Genomic DNA, 17,081 nt, shown 5'->3' with positions numbered 1-17,081 from the left:
TTCGCGTGGGACGGCTACAGCGTGCCCAGCTTGATGATCGACAGCAGCGCGATCAGCTGGATCGCCGACGCCCCCAGCGCCTTGGGCCAGGGCAGGTCGTGCGACTTGCTGACCATCGAGGTGAACAGCACGCCCGCCAGCAGCCAGGTCACCCAGCCGAGCAGCTGCACGACCGGGTTGTCGCCGCCGAGGAAGACCGCGATGACCAGCCGCGGGGCGTCCGTGATCGACATGATGAGCATCGACAGACCGATGGTCGGCTGCCAGAGGCCGTCACCGCCCAGCTGACGGGCGAGGGTGTGGGTGACCGCGCCCAGGATCAGCCCGGAGATCAGGACGATCACTCCGGCGACCAGCACCAGCGGGATGCTGTTGGCGAACGTCGCGTTGAGGACGTCCTCGCGGGCCTTGTCGAAGCCGAAGACGGCGAGCAGGCCGTAGATGAACGTCACCAGGACGGCCGGGACCCACATCGCGTGGTCGCGCATCTGCCAGAAGGTGGCGGACGGGCGCAGTACGAGGCCCTTCAGCAGGTCCTTCCAGTGCAGCTTGGGGCCGGGGGGCGGGGCCGGGGGGCCGTTGTAGGTGTGCGCGTCGCCGTACGCGTCGTCGTCACCGTGGCCCTGGCCGTAGCCGTCGTCGTAGGAGTCGTCTCCGTACCGGGGGCCGCCGTGGGTGGGGTACGCGTCGGGGGCCTCCCCGATGCCGAACTGCTGGGTGCCTCCGGGGCCCGGGCCCTGGCCGGGGCTCCGGCCCTGGCCTGGGCCCTGACCTGGGCCCTGGCCCTGACCGGGGTGTCCGTAGGGGTCGTACGACGGGCCGGGCTGCCCGTGGCCGCCCTGCGGGTACGGCTGCGCCGGGCTCTGGCCCGGGTACGGCTGACCCGGGTGGGGCCTGCCCTGTCCCTGACCCGGGTAGGGCCGGCCCTGTCCCTGCGGCGGATGGCCGCCGAGGTACTCCGGCTCGTCCGTCCCCCCGGGGCCGCCCTGACTGCCCTGCCCGCCCTGCCACTGCCGGCCGTCCCAGCCGCCGCCGTATCCGCCCTGCCCGCCGGGGCCGTGGCCGGGCGTGCCTCCGTGCCCCCCGGCCGGGCCCGCGCCGTACGGGCCGCCCCCGTACGGGGTCTGCTGCCCGGTGTGTTGTCCTTGCCGAGCGGCGTTCCCGTCGTCCGAGTCCCTGCCGCGTCCCATCCTGAATCCAGCCACGCCTTCGAACGTACCCCGTCCCGGAGGACGGTGGTGCAGAGCGGGGGTGGCAGGGGCCGCTTGCTGCGGAGCTGTGACATCCCCTAGGGGAAAGCTCCGGGAAAAGGGCGACCCGCCAGGGGTTTTCGCTCGCTCTCCCCGTGCGTCCGATGGGTCGTCAGTGACCCCCGCGCGGCTCCGTGCAGCCGTTCCCGCCGCCCTCCATGTACTGGCCGTGGATCACCACCCGCACCTTCAGGGCGTCGACCGTCCCCCTCATGCAGAGGTCCGGGAGGGCGAGTCGGTACGACGTTCCGTTGCCGTTGGGATTGACCGTCACCGCGTCCTTTCCGTAGCCGAGACGCCGCAGCGCCGGGCCGACGGTCCGCGGTTCGGTGGTCTTCGCGGTCCGCAGCCTCTCCAGGGCGGTCCACACCCGGGCGGCCTCGGCGTCCCCCTTGCGCTGCTGGTCCGCGGTGAGCGGGACGGTGCCGCGGTACGCGTGGTTCTCGGCGTGGTGCGGCGCCCCGTCGCCGGGCTCGGCGTGGGGCGGGACGCCCCCGGCCGGGGAGGAGGACGCGGAAGGGGCGGACGAGCCCGGTGCGTCCGACGATCCTGGTGCGCCCGACGCGGCCGCCGCGCCGGGAGTGCCCGCTGCCCCGTCCGTGCCTGTCGTGCCGTTCGCGCCTTCCGTGCCGCACGCGGTGAGGGCGCCCGCGGCGCAGAGCAGGGCGGCGAGCTGCGGGACGAGGCGACGGTGGCGCGGACGAACGATCATAGGAACGAGTGTTCGTTCCTGGGGTGGCCGTGTCCTGAGTACGCGTACTCAGTTCGGCCCGCTATCGCGCTCCGCCCGCCGCCTCGACGTTGCTGATCATGCGCCGGAGCACCCGCAGCGCCGCCACGTACTCCTCGTCCGTGATCCCCTCGTGGATCTCCGCCCGCATCCGGTCGACCAGCTTCTTGGTGCGGGCCTTGGCCTCGCGCCCGGCGTCCGTCAGCAGGAGCGAACCCTGCCCGTCGGCGGACAGCCAGCCGCGCGCGAGCAGGCTGTCGGCCGCCCGGACGATCTCGTCCGCCGAGACCCCGATCGTGCCGCCCAGCCGCGTGACGATCTCCTCGCGGCTCCGGCCGGCGGGGCCGGCGCCGGCGACCTGGTTGAGGATCCACCACTGTGGCTGGGTGATGTCGACCCCGGCCATGCCGTTCCGGATGTGCCGGATGACGGCGTCGTGGGCCACACCGCTCCAGTAGCCGATGGGCTGCGCGGCGAGGGCGGCGAAGTCGTCGGGGGTGGCGGGGTCGGCGGGGCGCGGGCTGATGGGCTGTGTCGTCGTCATGGGTGCGACGCTACGACCTCAACCTTGGTTGAGATCAAGCGCGCCCGGTTGCCGGCTCAGTCGGGGTACCGGCGGAACTCGGAGCTGTCGACGGTCCAGGGACCCACGGGGACCTTGTCGCCGAAGATGTAGTCGGCCCGTTGGCGGTAGCTCCGCCGGCCTTCGTCATCCGTGCCGTGCGGGTCCGACATCACGGAGAGCGTGCCCTTCCGCGGGTCGATCAGCAGGTAGAGCGGGATCCCCATGAGCGGGTAGTCACGCATTTTGTCGACGTAGTCATTGCCGTGGTTGGTCGGTGACACGATCTCGACGACCAGGGACAGGTCCCGAGGGTGGAACGGGTCCATGGTGTCCTCCGCGAAGATCTCCTCGGGCACGACGATCAGGTCCGGGCGGCGCAGCTTGCCGATGGCGGCGTCCTCCACCTCGCCTCCGGGGTGTGCCACCAGCCCTTCGGCGAGCTGGCTGTCCAGCTGGCGGCGCAGACGCATCGCGATGAGCTCGTGCGGGCGGGACGGCGACATCATCATGAAGATGCCGTCACCGGTGATCTCGACTCCCACGATCGGGTCGGGAGCGTGCTCCAGCAACTCCTCCGCAATGGCGCGCATACGTGCGTAATCCATGACCGGGCTCCTGCCGAGTGCGTGCTGCGAGCGCTGACGATTTCATCGTCCCACGCACCTCTGACAACGGCCGGACCCCGTGAACGCGACGGCCGGACCCCGGGAACGGCGACGGCCGGGCCCCGGGAACGGCGACGGCCGGGCCCCGGGAACGGCGACGGCCGGGCCCCGCGAAACCATCGCGGGACCCGGCCGTACGGAAGGGCGCGGAGCGGCTACTTCACCGGCTCGGGGTCCGGCTCCGGCGCGTCCGCCGTCTCGCCGTCGCCCTCCGGCTCCACCGGCGTCTTCACCGACTCCAGCAGCAGCTGGGCGACGTCCACGACCTGGATCGACTCCTTCGCCTTGCCGTCGTTCTTCTTGCCGTTGACCGAGTCGGTCAGCATGACGAGGCAGAAGGGGCAGGCGGTGGAGACGATGTCCGGGTTGAGGGACAGCGCCTCGTCCACGCGCTCGTTGTTGATGCGCTTGCCGATGCGCTCCTCCATCCACATGCGCGCGCCGCCGGCGCCGCAGCAGAAGCCGCGCTCCTTGTGGCGGTGCATCTCCTCGTTCCGCAGGCCCGGCACCTTGGCGATGATCTCGCGCGGCGGGGTGTAGACCTTGTTGTGGCGGCCCAGGTAGCAGGGGTCGTGGTACGTGATCAGGCCCTCGACCGGGGTGACGGGGACCAGCTTGCCCTCGTCGACGAGGTGCTGGAGCAGCTGCGTGTGGTGGATGACCTCGTACTCGCCGCCGAGCTGCGGGTACTCGTTGGCGATGGTGTTGAAGCAGTGCGGGCAGGTCGCGACGATCTTCTTCTTCGCCTTCTCGACCTTGACGCCCTCCTCCGCATCCTCGCCGAACGCCATGTTCAGCATCTCGACGTTCTGCTGCCCGAGCTGCTGGAAGAGGAACTCGTTGCCCAGGCGGCGCGCGGAGTCACCGGTGCACGCCTCGTCGCCGCCCATGATCGCGAACTTCACGCCGGCCATGTGCAGCAGTTCCGCGAACGCCTTTGTGGTCTTCTTGGCGCGGTCCTCCAGGGCGCCGGCGCAGCCGACCCAGTAGAGGTAGTCGACCTCGGTGAGGTCCTCGATGTCCTTGCCGACGACCGGGACCTCGAAGTCGACCTCCTTGGTCCACGCCAGGCGCTGCTTCTTGGCGAGGCCCCAGGGGTTGCCCTTCTTCTCCAGGTTCTTGAGCATCGTGCCCGCCTCGGACGGGAACGACGACTCGATCATCACCTGGTAGCGGCGCATGTCGACGATGTGGTCGACGTGCTCGATGTCCACCGGGCACTGCTCGACGCAGGCGCCGCACGTGGTGCAGGACCACAGCACGTCCGGGTCGATGACGCCGTTCTCCTCGAGCGTCCCGATCAGCGGGCGCCCGGCCTCCGCCAGGGCCGTCGCCGGGACGTCCTTCAGCTGCTCCTCACCGGCCTTCTCCTCGCCCTCGGCGGTCTTGCCGCCGCCCGCGAGCAGGTACGGCGCCTTGGCGTGCGCGTGGTCGCGCAGCGCCATGATGAGGAGCTTCGGGGACAGCGGCTTGCCGGTGTTCCAGGCGGGGCACTGCGACTGGCAGCGGCCGCACTCGGTGCAGGTGGAGAAGTCGAGCAGGCCCTTCCAGGAGAAGTGCTCGATCTGTGAGACGCCGAACTGGTCGTCCTCGCCCGGGTCCTCGAAGTCGATCGGCTTGCCGGCGCTCGTCATCGGCTGGAGCGCGCCGAGGGCGACGTCGCCGCTCTCCTCGCGCTTGAACCAGATGTTGGGGAAGGCGAGGAAGCGGTGCCAGGCGACACCCATGTCCGTCTTCAGCGAGACCGTGATCATCCAGATGAAGGACGTCGCGATCTTCAGGCCCGCGAAGAAGTAGGTGAGGTTCTGGAGCGTGGAGACGTCCATCCCCTCCAGCCACGAGACGACCGGGTACGAGATGAAGAACGAGGCCTCGTAGCCGTCCACGTGGTGCTGGGCGCCCTCGAGCGCGTGCAGCATAAAGATGCAGACGCCGACGATGAGGATGACGGACTCGACGAAGTACGCCTGGCCGGTGTTGGAGCCGGCGAAGCGGGACTTGCGGCCCGGCTTGTCCGGCCGGTTCAGCTGCCTGATGACGATCAGGGTCAGGATGCCGAGCGCGGTCATCGTGCCGAGGAACTCGACGAAGACGTTGTACGGGGCCCAGTCGCCGATGACCGGCAGCATCCAGTCGGCCTCGAAGAGCTGCCCGATGGCGTTGACGATCGTCAGCAGCAGGGAGAAGAAGCCCACCGCCACGAACCAGTGCGCCACTCCGACGATGCCCCAGCGGTTCATCCGGGTGTGGCCGAGGAACTCCTTGACCACGGTGACGGTGCGCTGCGTGGGGTCGCCGGTCCGGGTGCCGGCGGGGACGGGCTGGCCGAGCCGCATGAAGCGGTAGATCTGGAGGAGGGCACGGCCGAACAGCGCGACGCCGACCGCGATGAGGACCAGCGACACAATGATCGCGGCGAGTTGCATGGAGGGGCTCCTCGGACCTGCGAGAGCGGGATTACTACTCGGTAACTTATCCAGTCCGTACGAGACTACTCACTCTCGCGCGTGCGATATACCCGCATCGCCGGTGATCTGCGTCGCGCAGGCGACCCTCAGTCGCGCGGGCGCCCCTCGAAGGGCCTGTGAACGCTTCGGTCGCGGACGGGTCTGCGAATAAGGGCCGCATAAGAGTTGAGTCCACCAGGCTCACCTCCGTTGACAGTCCGCCGTCCGTGTTGCACCCTTGAGCCTGTTCCACTCAAGTCAGCTGGAGGAATCGAAATGGCACGTGCGGTCGGCATCGACCTGGGTACGACGAACTCCGTCGTCAGTGTTCTCGAAGGCGGTGAGCCCACCGTCATCACCAACGCCGAGGGCGCCAGGACCACGCCGTCCGTCGTCGCCTTCGCGAAGAACGGCGAGGTCCTGGTCGGTGAGGTCGCCAAGCGCCAGGCCGTGACCAACGTCGACAGGACCGTCCGGTCGGTCAAGCGCCACATGGGCACCGACTGGAAGATCAACCTGGACGGCAAGGACTTCAACCCGCAGCAGATGAGCGCCTTCATCCTGCAGAAGCTGAAGCGGGACGCCGAGGCGTACCTGGGCGAGAAGGTCACGGACGCGGTCATCACTGTCCCGGCGTACTTCAACGACTCCGAGCGTCAGGCCACCAAGGAGGCCGGCGAGATCGCGGGCCTCAACGTCCTGCGCATCGTCAACGAGCCGACGGCCGCCGCGCTGGCCTACGGCCTCGACAAGGACGACCAGACCATTCTCGTCTTCGACCTCGGTGGCGGCACCTTCGACGTCTCGCTGCTGGAGATCGGCGACGGCGTCGTCGAGGTGAAGGCCACCAACGGTGACAACCACCTCGGTGGTGACGACTGGGACCAGCGCGTCGTCGACTACCTGGTCAAGCAGTTCGCCAACGGCCACGGCGTCGACCTGTCCAAGGACAAGATGGCCCTCCAGCGCCTCCGCGAGGCCGCAGAGAAGGCCAAGATCGAGCTGTCGTCGTCCACCGAGACCACGATCAACCTGCCCTACATCACGGCCTCCGCCGAGGGCCCGCTGCACCTGGACGAGAAGCTCACGCGCGCCCAGTTCCAGCAGCTCACCGCGGACCTGCTGGAGCGCTGCAAGACCCCGTTCCACAACGTCATCAAGGACGCCGGCATCCAGCTGTCCGAGATCGACCACGTGGTCCTGGTCGGCGGCTCCACCCGTATGCCCGCCGTCGCCGAGCTCGTCAAGGAGCTGACCGGCGGCCGCGAGGCCAACAAGGGCGTCAACCCGGACGAGGTCGTCGCCATCGGCGCCTCGCTCCAGGCCGGTGTCCTCAAGGGCGAGGTCAAGGACGTCCTGCTGCTCGACGTCACCCCGCTGTCCCTCGGCATCGAGACCAAGGGCGGCATCATGACCAAGCTGATCGAGCGCAACACCACGATCCCCACCAAGCGCTCCGAGATCTTCACGACGGCCGAGGACAACCAGCCGTCCGTGCAGATCCAGGTCTACCAGGGCGAGCGCGAGATCGCGGCGTACAACAAGAAGCTCGGCATGTTCGAGCTGACCGGTCTGCCCCCGGCCCCCCGCGGCGTCCCGCAGATCGAGGTCACCTTCGACATCGACGCCAACGGCATCATGCACGTGGCCGCGAAGGACCTCGGCACGGGCAAGGAGCAGAAGATGACAGTCACCGGCGGCTCCTCGCTGCCGAAGGACGAGGTCGACCGGATGCGCGAGGAGGCCGAGAAGTACGCGGAGGAGGACCACAAGCGCCGCGAGGCCGCCGAGACCCGCAACCAGGCCGAGCAGCTCGTCTACCAGACGGAGAAGTTCCTCAAGGACAACGAGGACAAGGTCCCCGGCGAGGTCAAGACCGAGGTGGAGACCGCCGTCACCGAGCTGAAGGACAAGCTCAAGGGCGAGGACACCGCCGAGATCCGCACCGCGTCCGAGAAGGTCGCCGCGGTCAGCCAGAAGCTCGGCCAGGCCATGTACGCCGACGCGCAGGCCGCCCAGGGTGCCGCGGGCGCCGAGGGTGCCGCGGGCGCCGGTGCGGGCCAGCAGGCCAAGGCCGACGACGACGTCGTCGACGCCGAGATCGTCGACGAGGACAAGCCGAAGGGCGGTGCGTCGGCGTGACGGAGGAGACCCCGGGCTTCGACGAAAAGCCTGAAGGCACTCCCTCCGACAAGCCGGCCGACGAGAAGGGGACGGGTCCCGCCGACAAGGCGGGCCCGGCCCCGGCCGGGGAGGAGCTCGTCGAGGTAGGCCTCCAGGCACAGCTGGACCAGGCCCAGGCCGCGCTCAACGAGCGCACCGCGGACCTCCAGCGGCTCCAGGCCGAGTACCAGAACTACCGCCGGCGCGTCGAGCGCGACCGGGTGCAGGTCAAGGAGGTCGCCGTGGCGAACCTCCTGTCCGAGCTGCTCCCCACGCTCGACGACATCGGCCGCGCCCGTGACCACGGCGAGCTCGTCGGCGGCTTCAAGTCCGTCGCCGAGTCGCTGGAGACGGTCGCGGCGAAGATGGGCCTCCAGCAGTTCGGCAAGGAGGGCGAGCCCTTCGACCCGCTGATCCACGAAGCCCTGATGCACAGCTACGCGCCGGACGTCACCGAGACGACGTGCGTGCAGATCCTGCAGCCGGGGTATCGCATCGGCGAGCGTACGATCCGCCCCGCGCGGGTCGCGGTGGCCGAACCGCAGCCGGGCGCCCAGGCCAAGGGCGAGGGCGAGTCGGACGAGGAGAGCGGTGGCCCGGAAGAGGGCTGACGCGATGAGGCACGGCACTGACCGCACGGACCGGGAGGAGGGACGCCGGGGATGAGCACGAAGGACTTCGTCGAGAAGGACTACTACAAGGTCCTCGGCGTGCCCAAGGACGCGGCCGAGGCCGATATCAAGAAGGCGTACCGGAAGCTCGCCCGCGAGTTCCACCCGGACGCCAACAAGGGTGACGCCTCCGCCGAGGAGCGCTTCAAGGAGATCTCCGAGGCGTACGACGTCCTCGCCGACCCCAAGCGCCGCAAGGAGTACGACGAGGCGCGGGCGCTGTTCGGCAACGGCGCCGTCTTCGGTCAGGGGGGCCGGCCCGGTCCGGGCGGTGGCGGCTCCTTCAACTTCGACCTGGGCGACCTCTTCGGGGGCGCCCAGGGCGGAGCGGGGGCCGGCGGCTTCGGCGGCGGGATCGGCGACGTCTTCGGCGGCCTCTTCAACCGCGGCGGCACCACCCGTACCCAGCCGCGCCGGGGCCAGGACATCGAGTCCGAGGTGACGCTCAGCTTCACCGAGGCCGTGGACGGGGCGACGGTCCCGCTGCGGATGTCCTCCTCGGCGGCCTGCAAGGCGTGCTCCGGCACCGGTGACAAGGCCGGCACCCCGAGGGTCTGCCCGACCTGCGTCGGCACCGGCCAGGTGTCGCGCGGCACGGGCGGCGGCTTTTCGCTGACCGACCCCTGCCCCGACTGCAAGGGCCGCGGGCTGATCCCCGAGAACCCCTGCGACGTCTGCAAGGGCAGCGGCCGGGCCACCTCCTCCCGGACCATGCAGGTCCGGATCCCCGCGGGCGTCTCCGACGGCCAGCGGATCCGGCTGCGCGGCAAGGGAGCGCCGGGCGAACGCGGCGGCCCCAACGGCGACCTGTACGTCGTCGTCCACGTCGGCGCCCACCCGGTCTTCGGACGCAAGGGCGACAACCTCACCGTCACCGTGCCCGTCACCTTCCCGGAGGCGGCGCTGGGCGGCGAGGTCAAGGTACCCACCCTCGGCGGACCCCCCGTCACCCTGCGGATCCCGCCGGGCACGCCCAACGGGCGCACCATGCGGGCCCGCGGCAAGGGGGCCGTGCGCAAGGACGGCACCCGCGGCGACCTGCTGGTCACCGTGGAGGTGGTGGTCCCCAAGGACCTCGACGACAAGGCCAGGGACGCCCTGGAGGCCTTCCGCGACGCCATGGCGGGTGAGGACCCGCGCGCGGAGCTGTTCCGGGCGGCGAAGGGAGAGTGACCGCGATGAACGGCGACGGCCGCACCCGTCGGCGCTTCGAACCCGCTCAGCCGTACGAGCTGACCGATGAGTCGCCCGTGTACGTCATCTCGGTCGCGGCTCAGCTCTCGGGGCTGCATCCGCAGACCCTGCGGCAGTACGACCGGCTCGGCCTGGTCTCGCCGGACCGCACGGCCGGGCGCGGCCGCCGCTACTCGGCCCGTGACATCGAACTGCTCCGTCAGGTGCAGCAGTTGTCGCAGGACGAGGGCATCAACCTCGCCGGCATCAAGCGCATCATCGAGCTGGAGAACCAGGTCGCGGCGCTGTCGGCGCGCGTGGCCGAGCTCCAGGCGGTCGTCGACGGCGCCTCCGCGGCGATGCAGCAGCGCGAGGCGGCGGTGCACGCCTCGTACCGGCGTGACCTGGTGCCTTACCAGGAGGTGCAGCAGACGAGTGCGCTGGTCGTCTGGCGGCCGCCGAAGCGGGACCGCTGAACCGTTCGTTCACGGTGCGCCGGCGTCACCGCTGAACCGTTCGTTCATGAGGGGCCCATCACCCGCGAGGGTGGTGGGCCCCTCTGTTGTGTGGACGGGTGGGGTGCGGAACCGGTGGATCGGGGCGGCCTTCCGGCCTCATCAGGCCCTCCACGCGCCCCCGTTCACCCAGAACCGTTTTTCCACAGGCGTGGCGGCCCGGGACGGAAGCCGTCACACTCAGTGAACATGAAGGCATACGGAGAGTCACGGGAACTGGCGGCGCTGGCGGGCTCGCAGGGAGGTGTCGTGGTGCTGTCCCAGGCGGAGCTGCTGGGCTGGTCGCGGTACAAGCTGCGCCGCCGGCTGCGGAAGGAGGGGTGGCGGGCCGTGCGCCCGGGGGCGTTCGCCGAACCCGGGCGGCCGGCCGGGGCCGCGGAGCACCTGTGGGCGCACCAGCTGGCCCATCCGGAGCTCGTGGTCAGCCACTGGTCGGCGGCGCTGGTGCACGGCATCGAACGGCGCGTGGACCGGCTCGACTTCATCGGGCCGACGAGCGGCCGCCCGGCCGTCGGGGACGGGGTGCTGCACCGGATCCGGCTGCGGCCGGACGAGGTGACCGTCTGCGCGGGTCTGGCGGTGACGACCGTCCCCCGCACCCTGGCCGACCTCTTACGGGCGGGGCCGCGGGACGACGCGCTGGTGGCGGTCGACTCCGCGGTGAGCCGCCGGCCCGCCGGCGAGCGGGGCCCGCGCGCACCGCTGACCCTGCTCGACGCCGTCCGGGACGCGGTGCGGGACGGGAAGGGGATGCGGGGGTGGAAACGGGCGCTGGGCTGGCTGTCCCTCGCCGACGAGAGAGCGGGGTCCCCGGCCGAGACCATCGCCCGGCTGCGGATGCACGACGCGGGGCTGTACCCGGAGACACAGGCCGAGTTGGTGCTCCCGGGCGGACGCAGGGTGTACCCGGACTTCTTCTTCCGGGCCCAGGGGCTGGTGGTGGAGATCGAGGGGTACGCCTGGCACGGGAGCAGGGCACAGCACCAGTGGGACACCGCCCGCCACAACGAGTTGACGGAGTGCTCCGAGGTGCGGCGCGTGCTGCGGTTCACGGCGGCCGACGTGTTCCACCGGCCGGTGTCGCTCGTGCGGACGGTCCGCCGGGCACTGGAGGGCAGCCCGGCGGAGTGGGGGCTCGCTTCGTAGCCGGGCCGCCGCTGCCTGGGCAGGGTGCGTCCGGGCGCGGCTAGGGGACGAGGACGGTGCGGCGGGCGCTGCCCGCGGTCTTCCAGGCGTGTTCGACCTCGGAGAGGGGGAGCTGCTCGATCGCGAGGCGGATGCCGCCGTCGGCGCAGCCGCGCAGGAGCTCGTCATAGGCGGTGAGGGCCTGCGCGGGGGAGGGGCTCGCGCCGGAGCCGGAGCCGACTATTTCCAGGGCGGTGCTGCGGAGGGCGTTGCCGGAGAGGGAGACGTGTTCGCCCGCCGTCTGTCCGACCTGGACATGCAGGACGCGGGAGGTTTCCTGGAGGGGGGTGAGGCCGGGGCGGGTGAGAGCGGTGAACAGCGCCTGGGCGGGGGATCCCCAGACGTAGTCGACGACGAGGTCGAAGGGGGTGCGGGCGGCCTCCTCGGCGAAGGCGTCGACGAGTTCGTCGGCGGGCCGGTCGAGGCGGAGGGTGGCGTCCGCGCCCAGGGTGCGCAGTTCGTCGAGGACCCGCTGGTCGCGGCCGGCGGCGACGACGCGGGCCGCGCCGTACCGCTTGGCCAGTTGGACGGCGATCCGGCCCGAGGTGCCGGTGGCCCCGAGGACGAGCACGGTCTGGCCGGGCCGGAGCCGGCCGCGCCAGATGATGGCCTTCCAGGCGGCCAGTCCGGGGTTGGTCACGGCCGCGACCGTGACGTCGTCCACGGCGATGTCGTCGGGGAGGGGGAACCAGGTCCCGTCCGGGGCCACCGTGCGCCGGGCCATGCCGCCGTGCGGGCGGCGGGTGCCGAGGAAGACGACACGTCTCCCGTCGTCGAGCCGCCCGACGCCGTCGGTCCCCACGACGGTGGGGAACTCGCGGTGGTGGGCGTAGTGCGACCCGTCCGCCATCCAGCGGTCGACCGGCTTGAGAGCGGCGGCGGTGACGTGGACGAGCGTCTCGCCCTCACCCGCGACGGGCTCGGGGAAGCGCTCGCAGCGGGGGGTTCGGCCGAGGGCGTGCAGGACGGCGGCGCTCATGGTGCCGGGGGTGGTCGTCACGGTGCTCTCTCCTCACATGGGCGATGACGGAACGCAAGGGAACGAGAGGGGTGTTCACTCAACGTAGAAATGCGTTCACTATGCACGCGATGAAGGTAGCACGGTCATACGGCGGGGCGACGACGCCTGCCGCGGGGCCGTCCGAAGACGGCCCCGCAGGCCCGACTCCCGCCTCAGAACATGGTGTTGTCGTTCGCGGCCTTGTCCGGGATCGGCTGGACGACGTCCCAGTGCTCGACGATCCGGCCGTTCTCGATGCGGACGATGTCCATGACGGCGCTGCCGAGGTCCTCCGGCGAGGTCCGCATGTGGCTGTGCAGGACGACGAGGTCACCTTCGGCGACCACGCGCTTGAACTCCATGCTCAGCTCCGGGTGCTGCTTGCCAAAGTGGGTGATGAAGCTGACGAACGCTTCGGGCCCGTCGGGGGCTCCGGGGTTGTGCTGGATGTAGACGGGGCCGAGGTACCGGGCCGCCGCCTCGTCCGGGCGCTTGTCATTGAAGCCGAGGGAGAAGAACTCCTGGGCGATGCGCTTGTTCTGCTCGGTGGTGGAGGTGGCGTCGGAGCCGGAGGAGGTCATGAGGTCGCTCATTTCGAATCGAGGGGTGGGTGGGGTGGGTGGGGAGGGGGAGGGGGGAGGCCCCCCGGGGATCCGGGGATCCGGGGATCCGGGGATCCGGGGATCCGGGGATCCGGGGATTTGGTGGTCCGGTGGTTCGGCAGAGATCCGGTGGTCCGGAGGGGGCGCCGGGCCGGGTCACCAGGGCACGGTCTCCTCCGCCGAAGTGCCGTCGCCGCCCCGGAAGGTGCCGGTGGGGCCGTCGGGGCCCAGCAGGGCCAGGGCGACCGGGACCTCCGCCCCGTCCGCGGGGGTCCGGTTGCCGCGGCTCCGCGGGGAGTCGATGTTGAGGTCGGTGGCGACGAGGCCGGGGTTGGCCGAGTTGACGCGGATGCCCGTGGCCCGGAGGTGGTTGGCGTACAGCAGGGTGACCGCGTTGAGAGCGGCCTTGGACGCGCTGTACGCGACCAGGCCGGCGCCGGCGATGGGGTGGGTCGGATCGCTCAGCACGGTCAGCGAACCCAGGGGGCTGGAGAGGTTCACGATCCGCCCCGCCGGGGAACGGAGGAGGAGAGGGATGCACGCCTGGGTCACGGTGATCACCCCGAGGACGTTCACGTCGAAGACGCCCCGGACGTCGTCGCCGGTGACATCCTCGACGGTGAGGCCCCAACTGCCCACGATGCCCGCATTGTTGACGAGCACGTCCAGCCGTCCGTGCTCCTCCTCGATCGTGCGCGCCGCGGCCCGCGCCTGCCGCTCGTCGGTCACGTCGAGCTGGACGAAACGTACGTCCGCGTTCTCGGCCTTCAGCTCGGCCACGGCCTGTGCGCCGCGCTCCGGGTCGCGGGAGCCGACGTACACGGTCATTCCCTCGGCCGCCAGCCGACGGGCGATCTCGCGCCCGATCCCCTTGTTCGCACCGGTCACCAGCGCGACTTCGCCGCTGTGCTCCATGAGCGGCCCCCTTCTCCGTACGACGATCAATGCGTCAACTTCAGCAGGGAGACGACCGGTTGGGGAAAGACCGCTTCGGCCTCGTGCTATACCCTGCGGGTATGGTCGACATCGAGGTGCGGGAGCTGCGGTACTTCCGGGCCGTTGCCCAGGAGCTCAATTTCTCGCGGGCGGCGCAGCGCCTGGGGATGTCGCAGCCCCCGCTCTCCCGCGCCATCGCGCAGCTGGAACGGCGGCTGGGTGTACGGCTCTTCGACCGCGCCGACCGGAGGGTGGAGCTCACGCCCGCCGGCATCGCCCTGGTGGAGGAAGCGGACCGCGTCCTCGACGCGGTCTCGGCGGCCGGCCGCCGGACGCGCCGGGCCGGTGCGGAAGTGCCGTCGCTGGTCCTCACGGCCAAGGCGAGCGTGGCGACGGACCTGCTCCGCCGCGTGGTCACCGCCTACGGCGCCCTGCCCGGCGCCCCGGAGGTGCAGATCGCCATCAGCGGCTTCGGCGAGCAGGCGGCGATGATCCGGGACGGACGTGCGGACGTGGCCCTGATCGGCACCCCCTTCGACCGGCACGGGGTCGAGTACGAGCCCCTGTTCTCCGAGCCCCGGGTGGCCGCGCTCCCCGCGGGCCACCCGCTGACCGGGCGCGCCGCGCTGAGCCGCGCCGACCTGGAGGGCCTGCCCATGCCCTACTGCCCGGGTCTGAGCAGCAAGGAACTGGCCTACTGGTCGGAACCGGGCATCCCCGGCCCGGTCATCCGCGACAGCTCACAGCTCATGGAGACCGTGGCGCTGGGCCAGGCGGTAGGCCTGATCCCGGTGTCCCTGGCGGAGCGGAACCCCCGCAGCGACGTGGTCTACCGCCCCGTCCCCGACGCCCGGCCCTACGAGACGGTCGTCGCCTGGCGCGAAGGGATCCACCAGGGGTGGGTGGGGCGCTTGGTGCGGACGGTGGTGGAGCTGGCGGGGCAGGAAGCGCGACGGGCCGCATGAAGAGGTGCGCCGTCCGGCGGCTCGCCCCGATCCCGGAGCGCCCCCGGTGTCTGTGACCGAGGGTTCGCCTGGCCGGACCCTCGGTGGGTGGGAGGCCGTTCCCGTCTCTCCACGGTGGCGACGAGGACTTTCGTCCTCCAGACGGGCCTGGTTCGTGGCAGCGTGTCGGGACCGTCCTGGGCTGCCGTGAGCTCGACGGCTACCTCTTGCGCACCCAGACGTCAGCGTCCGCCGAGGCTGCTTCTTCCGTCGACGTCGAGGGCGTGGCCGGTGACGAACCCTGCGTCGTCGGAGAGCAGGAACGCGACGGCCGCGGCGACGTCGTCGGGAGTACCCAGGCGCCCCATCGGGATCGAGTCGATCGTCTTGCGTTCGTCTTCGCTGCCGACGGGCCGCGCCCGGCGGAACAGCTCGGTCGCGGTGGGGCCGGGCGACACCGCGTTGGAAGTGATGCCGTCCGAGGCGAGTTCCAGCGCCCAGGACCGGGCGCAGCCCACGAGCGCGCTCTTGGCCGCCTCGTAGGACGTACGGTCCTTGGCGCCGTACGTCGCCCGCGAGGTGATGTTGACGATCCGGCCGAATCGCTCGGCGCGCATGCCCGGCGCGAGGGCCTGGACGATCTGGACCGAGGCGCGCAGGTTCAAATCCATCACCTGATGCAGGGCCGCGAGATCGAGATCCTTGATGGGCTGGGGCTGCGTGATGCCCGCGTCGTTGACGACCCGGCAGGACCGTGTGGCTTCGGGTGGCTTCTTCAAGCATGCGTGCGGTGTCCGCGACGTCGGCGAGATCACCGCCCTCGGGGAACATCGGTACAGCGGCTATCGGTGAGAACGATCATGGTCAGGGTGTGAGGGTGCTGACCCGGTTCTCGTACTCGCGCCGGGCGAGATGGTGCGCTGATCACTTGAGGGTGCCAAGTTTTCCGACAGGCGCAAGCTGGCCGGTAAGCAGCATGAGGGGATCGGGGTGTGGGCCCCACTGACTGTGGAGCCGGGCCGATGAGTGGCCGCCGCCGTGGAGCACTGGTCCTCGCCGACGGGCCCCGGGGTTGCGCCTGCCGGAGGAGCTGTCACCTCCACTACTCGGTGCTACCGTATAGTGGTACTCGGTATCACGCAGTACCGAAAGGGTTGAGGAGCATCCGCGATGGACGACCTGACGGAGATGTTGAAAGGCACGCTCGAAGGGTGCGTGCTCGAAATCATCGGCAGCGAGGAAACCTACGGGTACGCCATCACCCGCCAACTGAACGAGCTCGGCTTCGCCGACGTCATCGAGGGGACGGTGTACACCATCTTGCTGCGGCTGGAGAGGAACGGGCTCGTTCAGGTGACGAAACGACCCTCCGGGGTCGGTCCGCCGCGCAAGTTCTACGCCCTCAACGACGCCGGACGCGAGGAACTCGCGAAGTTCTGGGCGAAATGGCAGTACCTCTCATCACGCATCGACAGACTCAAGGAGGGCGGGAGATGAACTTCTGGGAGAAGGTCACAGGCAGCGATCTCACCAGGGAATGGAAGGCGTTCGAAGCCCGGGCCGATGTCCTGCCGGACGACTACCGGGCGGCGTGGGGCCAGATCATCGCCCACCTTTTCCCCTACGGGGACTTCACCGGTCGCAACCTGATGCCGATCCTCGACTCCGCCCTGGGGCTGCTCGAAGTAGCAGCGGCGGACGGCCAGAGCGTCCACGAGGTGCTCGGCGCGGACATCCAAGGCTTCTGCACCGCGCTGGCCGGCGGAGCAGGGGCCCGGACTTATCGCGAACGGTGGCGCGAGCAGTTGAACAGGAACGTCGCGAGGAAACTGAGCCGGCTGGGAGGCTGACGTGAGCATCCAGGACATCATCGAAGGCAAGAAAGAGTGGCGGGCGCACGTGGCTCGGGTCAAGGCACTCCCGCCGGACTACCAGATCGTCTACAAGGAGATGCAGAAGTACCTGTTCAAGGTCGGACCGATCAGCCTGCCTGACGGGCCCCTGCTCCCCGGGATCGTCGACTTCTTCGAGGAGGGCGTCGCCGCGGGCAAGGGGGTTGTGGAACTCATCGGCACCGACGTCGCCGCGTTCTGCGACGACCTGGTCAAGGACTCCCCTACCTACGCGGATGTCTACCAGGCATCCATCAGCGCGGAACCCGGCGCGGACGAGAAGTGACGCCCGCCGCCCGGGTGCGGGCCGAAATCGAGGGCACTGCGTAACCGTCGAGCAGTA

General features: G+C 70.4%; 18 protein-coding genes. 9 read left to right on the top strand and 9 right to left on the bottom strand.

Going from position 1 to position 17,081, the window contains the following annotated elements:
- Positions 1-14: 14 nt before the first annotated feature.
- The 5 genes from HN013_RS07745 to HN013_RS07725 all read right to left on the bottom strand — a co-directional run bounded on the left by HN013_RS07745 (position 15) and on the right by HN013_RS07725 (position 5,636).
- The gene (locus HN013_RS07745; protein WP_312018538.1) at positions 15-1,205 is read right to left on the bottom strand and encodes a YIP1 family protein; all 1,191 of its coding nucleotides are present in this window, start codon (positions 1,203-1,205) and stop codon (positions 15-17) included.
- 157 nt (positions 1,206-1,362) lie between these two features.
- Positions 1,363-1,962, bottom strand: coding sequence for a hypothetical protein (locus HN013_RS07740; protein ID WP_171164459.1), 600 nt, complete (start codon positions 1,960-1,962; stop codon positions 1,363-1,365).
- A 61-nt stretch (positions 1,963-2,023) separates the two neighbouring features.
- Complete coding sequence (locus HN013_RS07735) at positions 2,024-2,524, bottom strand: MarR family winged helix-turn-helix transcriptional regulator (protein ID WP_171164456.1); 501 nt, start codon at positions 2,522-2,524, stop codon at positions 2,024-2,026.
- Between the two features lie 56 nt (positions 2,525-2,580).
- Positions 2,581-3,150 carry a Uma2 family endonuclease gene (locus tag HN013_RS07730; RefSeq protein WP_171164454.1) on the bottom strand — a complete coding sequence of 190 codons (570 nt, stop codon included), beginning with the start codon at positions 3,148-3,150 and terminating at the stop codon, positions 2,581-2,583.
- A 215-nt stretch (positions 3,151-3,365) separates the two neighbouring features.
- The gene (locus HN013_RS07725) at positions 3,366-5,636 is read right to left on the bottom strand and encodes a (Fe-S)-binding protein (RefSeq protein WP_171164452.1); all 2,271 of its coding nucleotides are present in this window, start codon (positions 5,634-5,636) and stop codon (positions 3,366-3,368) included.
- 297 nt (positions 5,637-5,933) lie between these two features.
- Between HN013_RS07725 and dnaK the strand changes: the two genes are divergently transcribed.
- The 5 genes from dnaK (at position 5,934) to HN013_RS07700 (ending at position 11,325) form a co-directional block, all read left to right on the top strand.
- On the top strand, positions 5,934-7,799 hold the full coding sequence (gene dnaK, locus HN013_RS07720; RefSeq protein WP_171164451.1) for a molecular chaperone DnaK: 1,866 nt from the start codon (positions 5,934-5,936) through the stop codon (positions 7,797-7,799).
- On the top strand, positions 7,796-8,431 hold the full coding sequence (grpE, locus tag HN013_RS07715; RefSeq protein WP_171164449.1) for a nucleotide exchange factor GrpE: 636 nt from the start codon (positions 7,796-7,798) through the stop codon (positions 8,429-8,431). The genes dnaK and grpE overlap by 4 nt, the downstream gene beginning before the upstream one ends.
- Before the next feature lie 51 nt (positions 8,432-8,482).
- On the top strand, positions 8,483-9,664 hold the full coding sequence (gene dnaJ / locus HN013_RS07710) for a molecular chaperone DnaJ (protein ID WP_171164447.1): 1,182 nt from the start codon (positions 8,483-8,485) through the stop codon (positions 9,662-9,664).
- A 5-nt stretch (positions 9,665-9,669) separates the two neighbouring features.
- Positions 9,670-10,140, top strand: a complete 471-nt coding sequence (locus tag HN013_RS07705) for a heat shock protein transcriptional repressor HspR (RefSeq protein ID WP_249374831.1) — start codon at positions 9,670-9,672, stop codon at positions 10,138-10,140.
- Between the two features lie 228 nt (positions 10,141-10,368).
- Positions 10,369-11,325 (top strand): endonuclease domain-containing protein, encoded by a 957-nt coding sequence (locus HN013_RS07700; RefSeq protein ID WP_171164445.1) that lies wholly within the window; start codon positions 10,369-10,371, stop codon positions 11,323-11,325.
- A 40-nt stretch (positions 11,326-11,365) separates the two neighbouring features.
- On the opposite strand, the gene HN013_RS07695 is transcribed toward HN013_RS07700, so the two are convergent.
- The 3 genes from HN013_RS07695 to HN013_RS07685 form a co-directional block, all read right to left on the bottom strand.
- Positions 11,366-12,364 (bottom strand): zinc-binding alcohol dehydrogenase family protein, encoded by a 999-nt coding sequence (locus tag HN013_RS07695; RefSeq protein ID WP_312018537.1) that lies wholly within the window; start codon positions 12,362-12,364, stop codon positions 11,366-11,368.
- A 173-nt stretch (positions 12,365-12,537) separates the two neighbouring features.
- Positions 12,538-12,945, bottom strand: a complete 408-nt coding sequence (locus HN013_RS07690) for a nuclear transport factor 2 family protein (RefSeq protein WP_171164443.1) — start codon at positions 12,943-12,945, stop codon at positions 12,538-12,540.
- 177 nt (positions 12,946-13,122) lie between these two features.
- The gene (locus HN013_RS07685; RefSeq protein ID WP_171164441.1) at positions 13,123-13,881 is read right to left on the bottom strand and encodes an SDR family oxidoreductase; all 759 of its coding nucleotides are present in this window, start codon (positions 13,879-13,881) and stop codon (positions 13,123-13,125) included.
- Positions 13,882-13,982: 101 nt separating this feature from the next.
- On the opposite strand from HN013_RS07685, the gene HN013_RS07680 reads away from it, so the two are divergent.
- Positions 13,983-14,867, top strand: a complete 885-nt coding sequence (locus tag HN013_RS07680; protein ID WP_171164439.1) for a LysR family transcriptional regulator — start codon at positions 13,983-13,985, stop codon at positions 14,865-14,867.
- Between the two features lie 221 nt (positions 14,868-15,088).
- Here the strand turns inward: HN013_RS07680 and HN013_RS07675 are convergent, their stop codons facing one another.
- Positions 15,089-15,625: an SDR family oxidoreductase gene (locus HN013_RS07675; protein ID WP_249374830.1), complete on the bottom strand. Its 537-nt coding sequence runs from the start codon at positions 15,623-15,625 to the stop codon at positions 15,089-15,091.
- Positions 15,626-16,016: 391 nt separating this feature from the next.
- Here HN013_RS07675 and HN013_RS07670 point away from each other — a divergent pair, with 391 nt between their 5' ends.
- From HN013_RS07670 to HN013_RS07660, 3 genes are read left to right on the top strand one after another with little or no spacing between them, the layout of a single operon-like run.
- Positions 16,017-16,343 (top strand): PadR family transcriptional regulator, encoded by a 327-nt coding sequence (locus HN013_RS07670; RefSeq protein ID WP_171164436.1) that lies wholly within the window; start codon positions 16,017-16,019, stop codon positions 16,341-16,343.
- Positions 16,340-16,696 (top strand): DUF1048 domain-containing protein, encoded by a 357-nt coding sequence (locus tag HN013_RS07665; RefSeq protein WP_171164434.1) that lies wholly within the window; start codon positions 16,340-16,342, stop codon positions 16,694-16,696. The genes HN013_RS07670 and HN013_RS07665 overlap by 4 nt, the downstream gene beginning before the upstream one ends.
- A 1-nt stretch (position 16,697) precedes the next feature.
- A complete protein-coding gene (locus tag HN013_RS07660) occupies positions 16,698-17,024 on the top strand; it encodes a DUF1048 domain-containing protein (RefSeq protein WP_171164433.1) in 327 nt (108 codons plus the stop codon).
- Positions 17,025-17,081: the final 57 nt, after the last annotated feature.

It is taken from the genome of Streptomyces sp. I05A-00742, from assembly GCF_013055795.1.
GTDB lineage: Bacteria > Actinomycetota > Actinomycetes > Streptomycetales > Streptomycetaceae > Streptomyces.
This window is presented reverse-complemented; position numbering and strand designations above follow the sequence as displayed.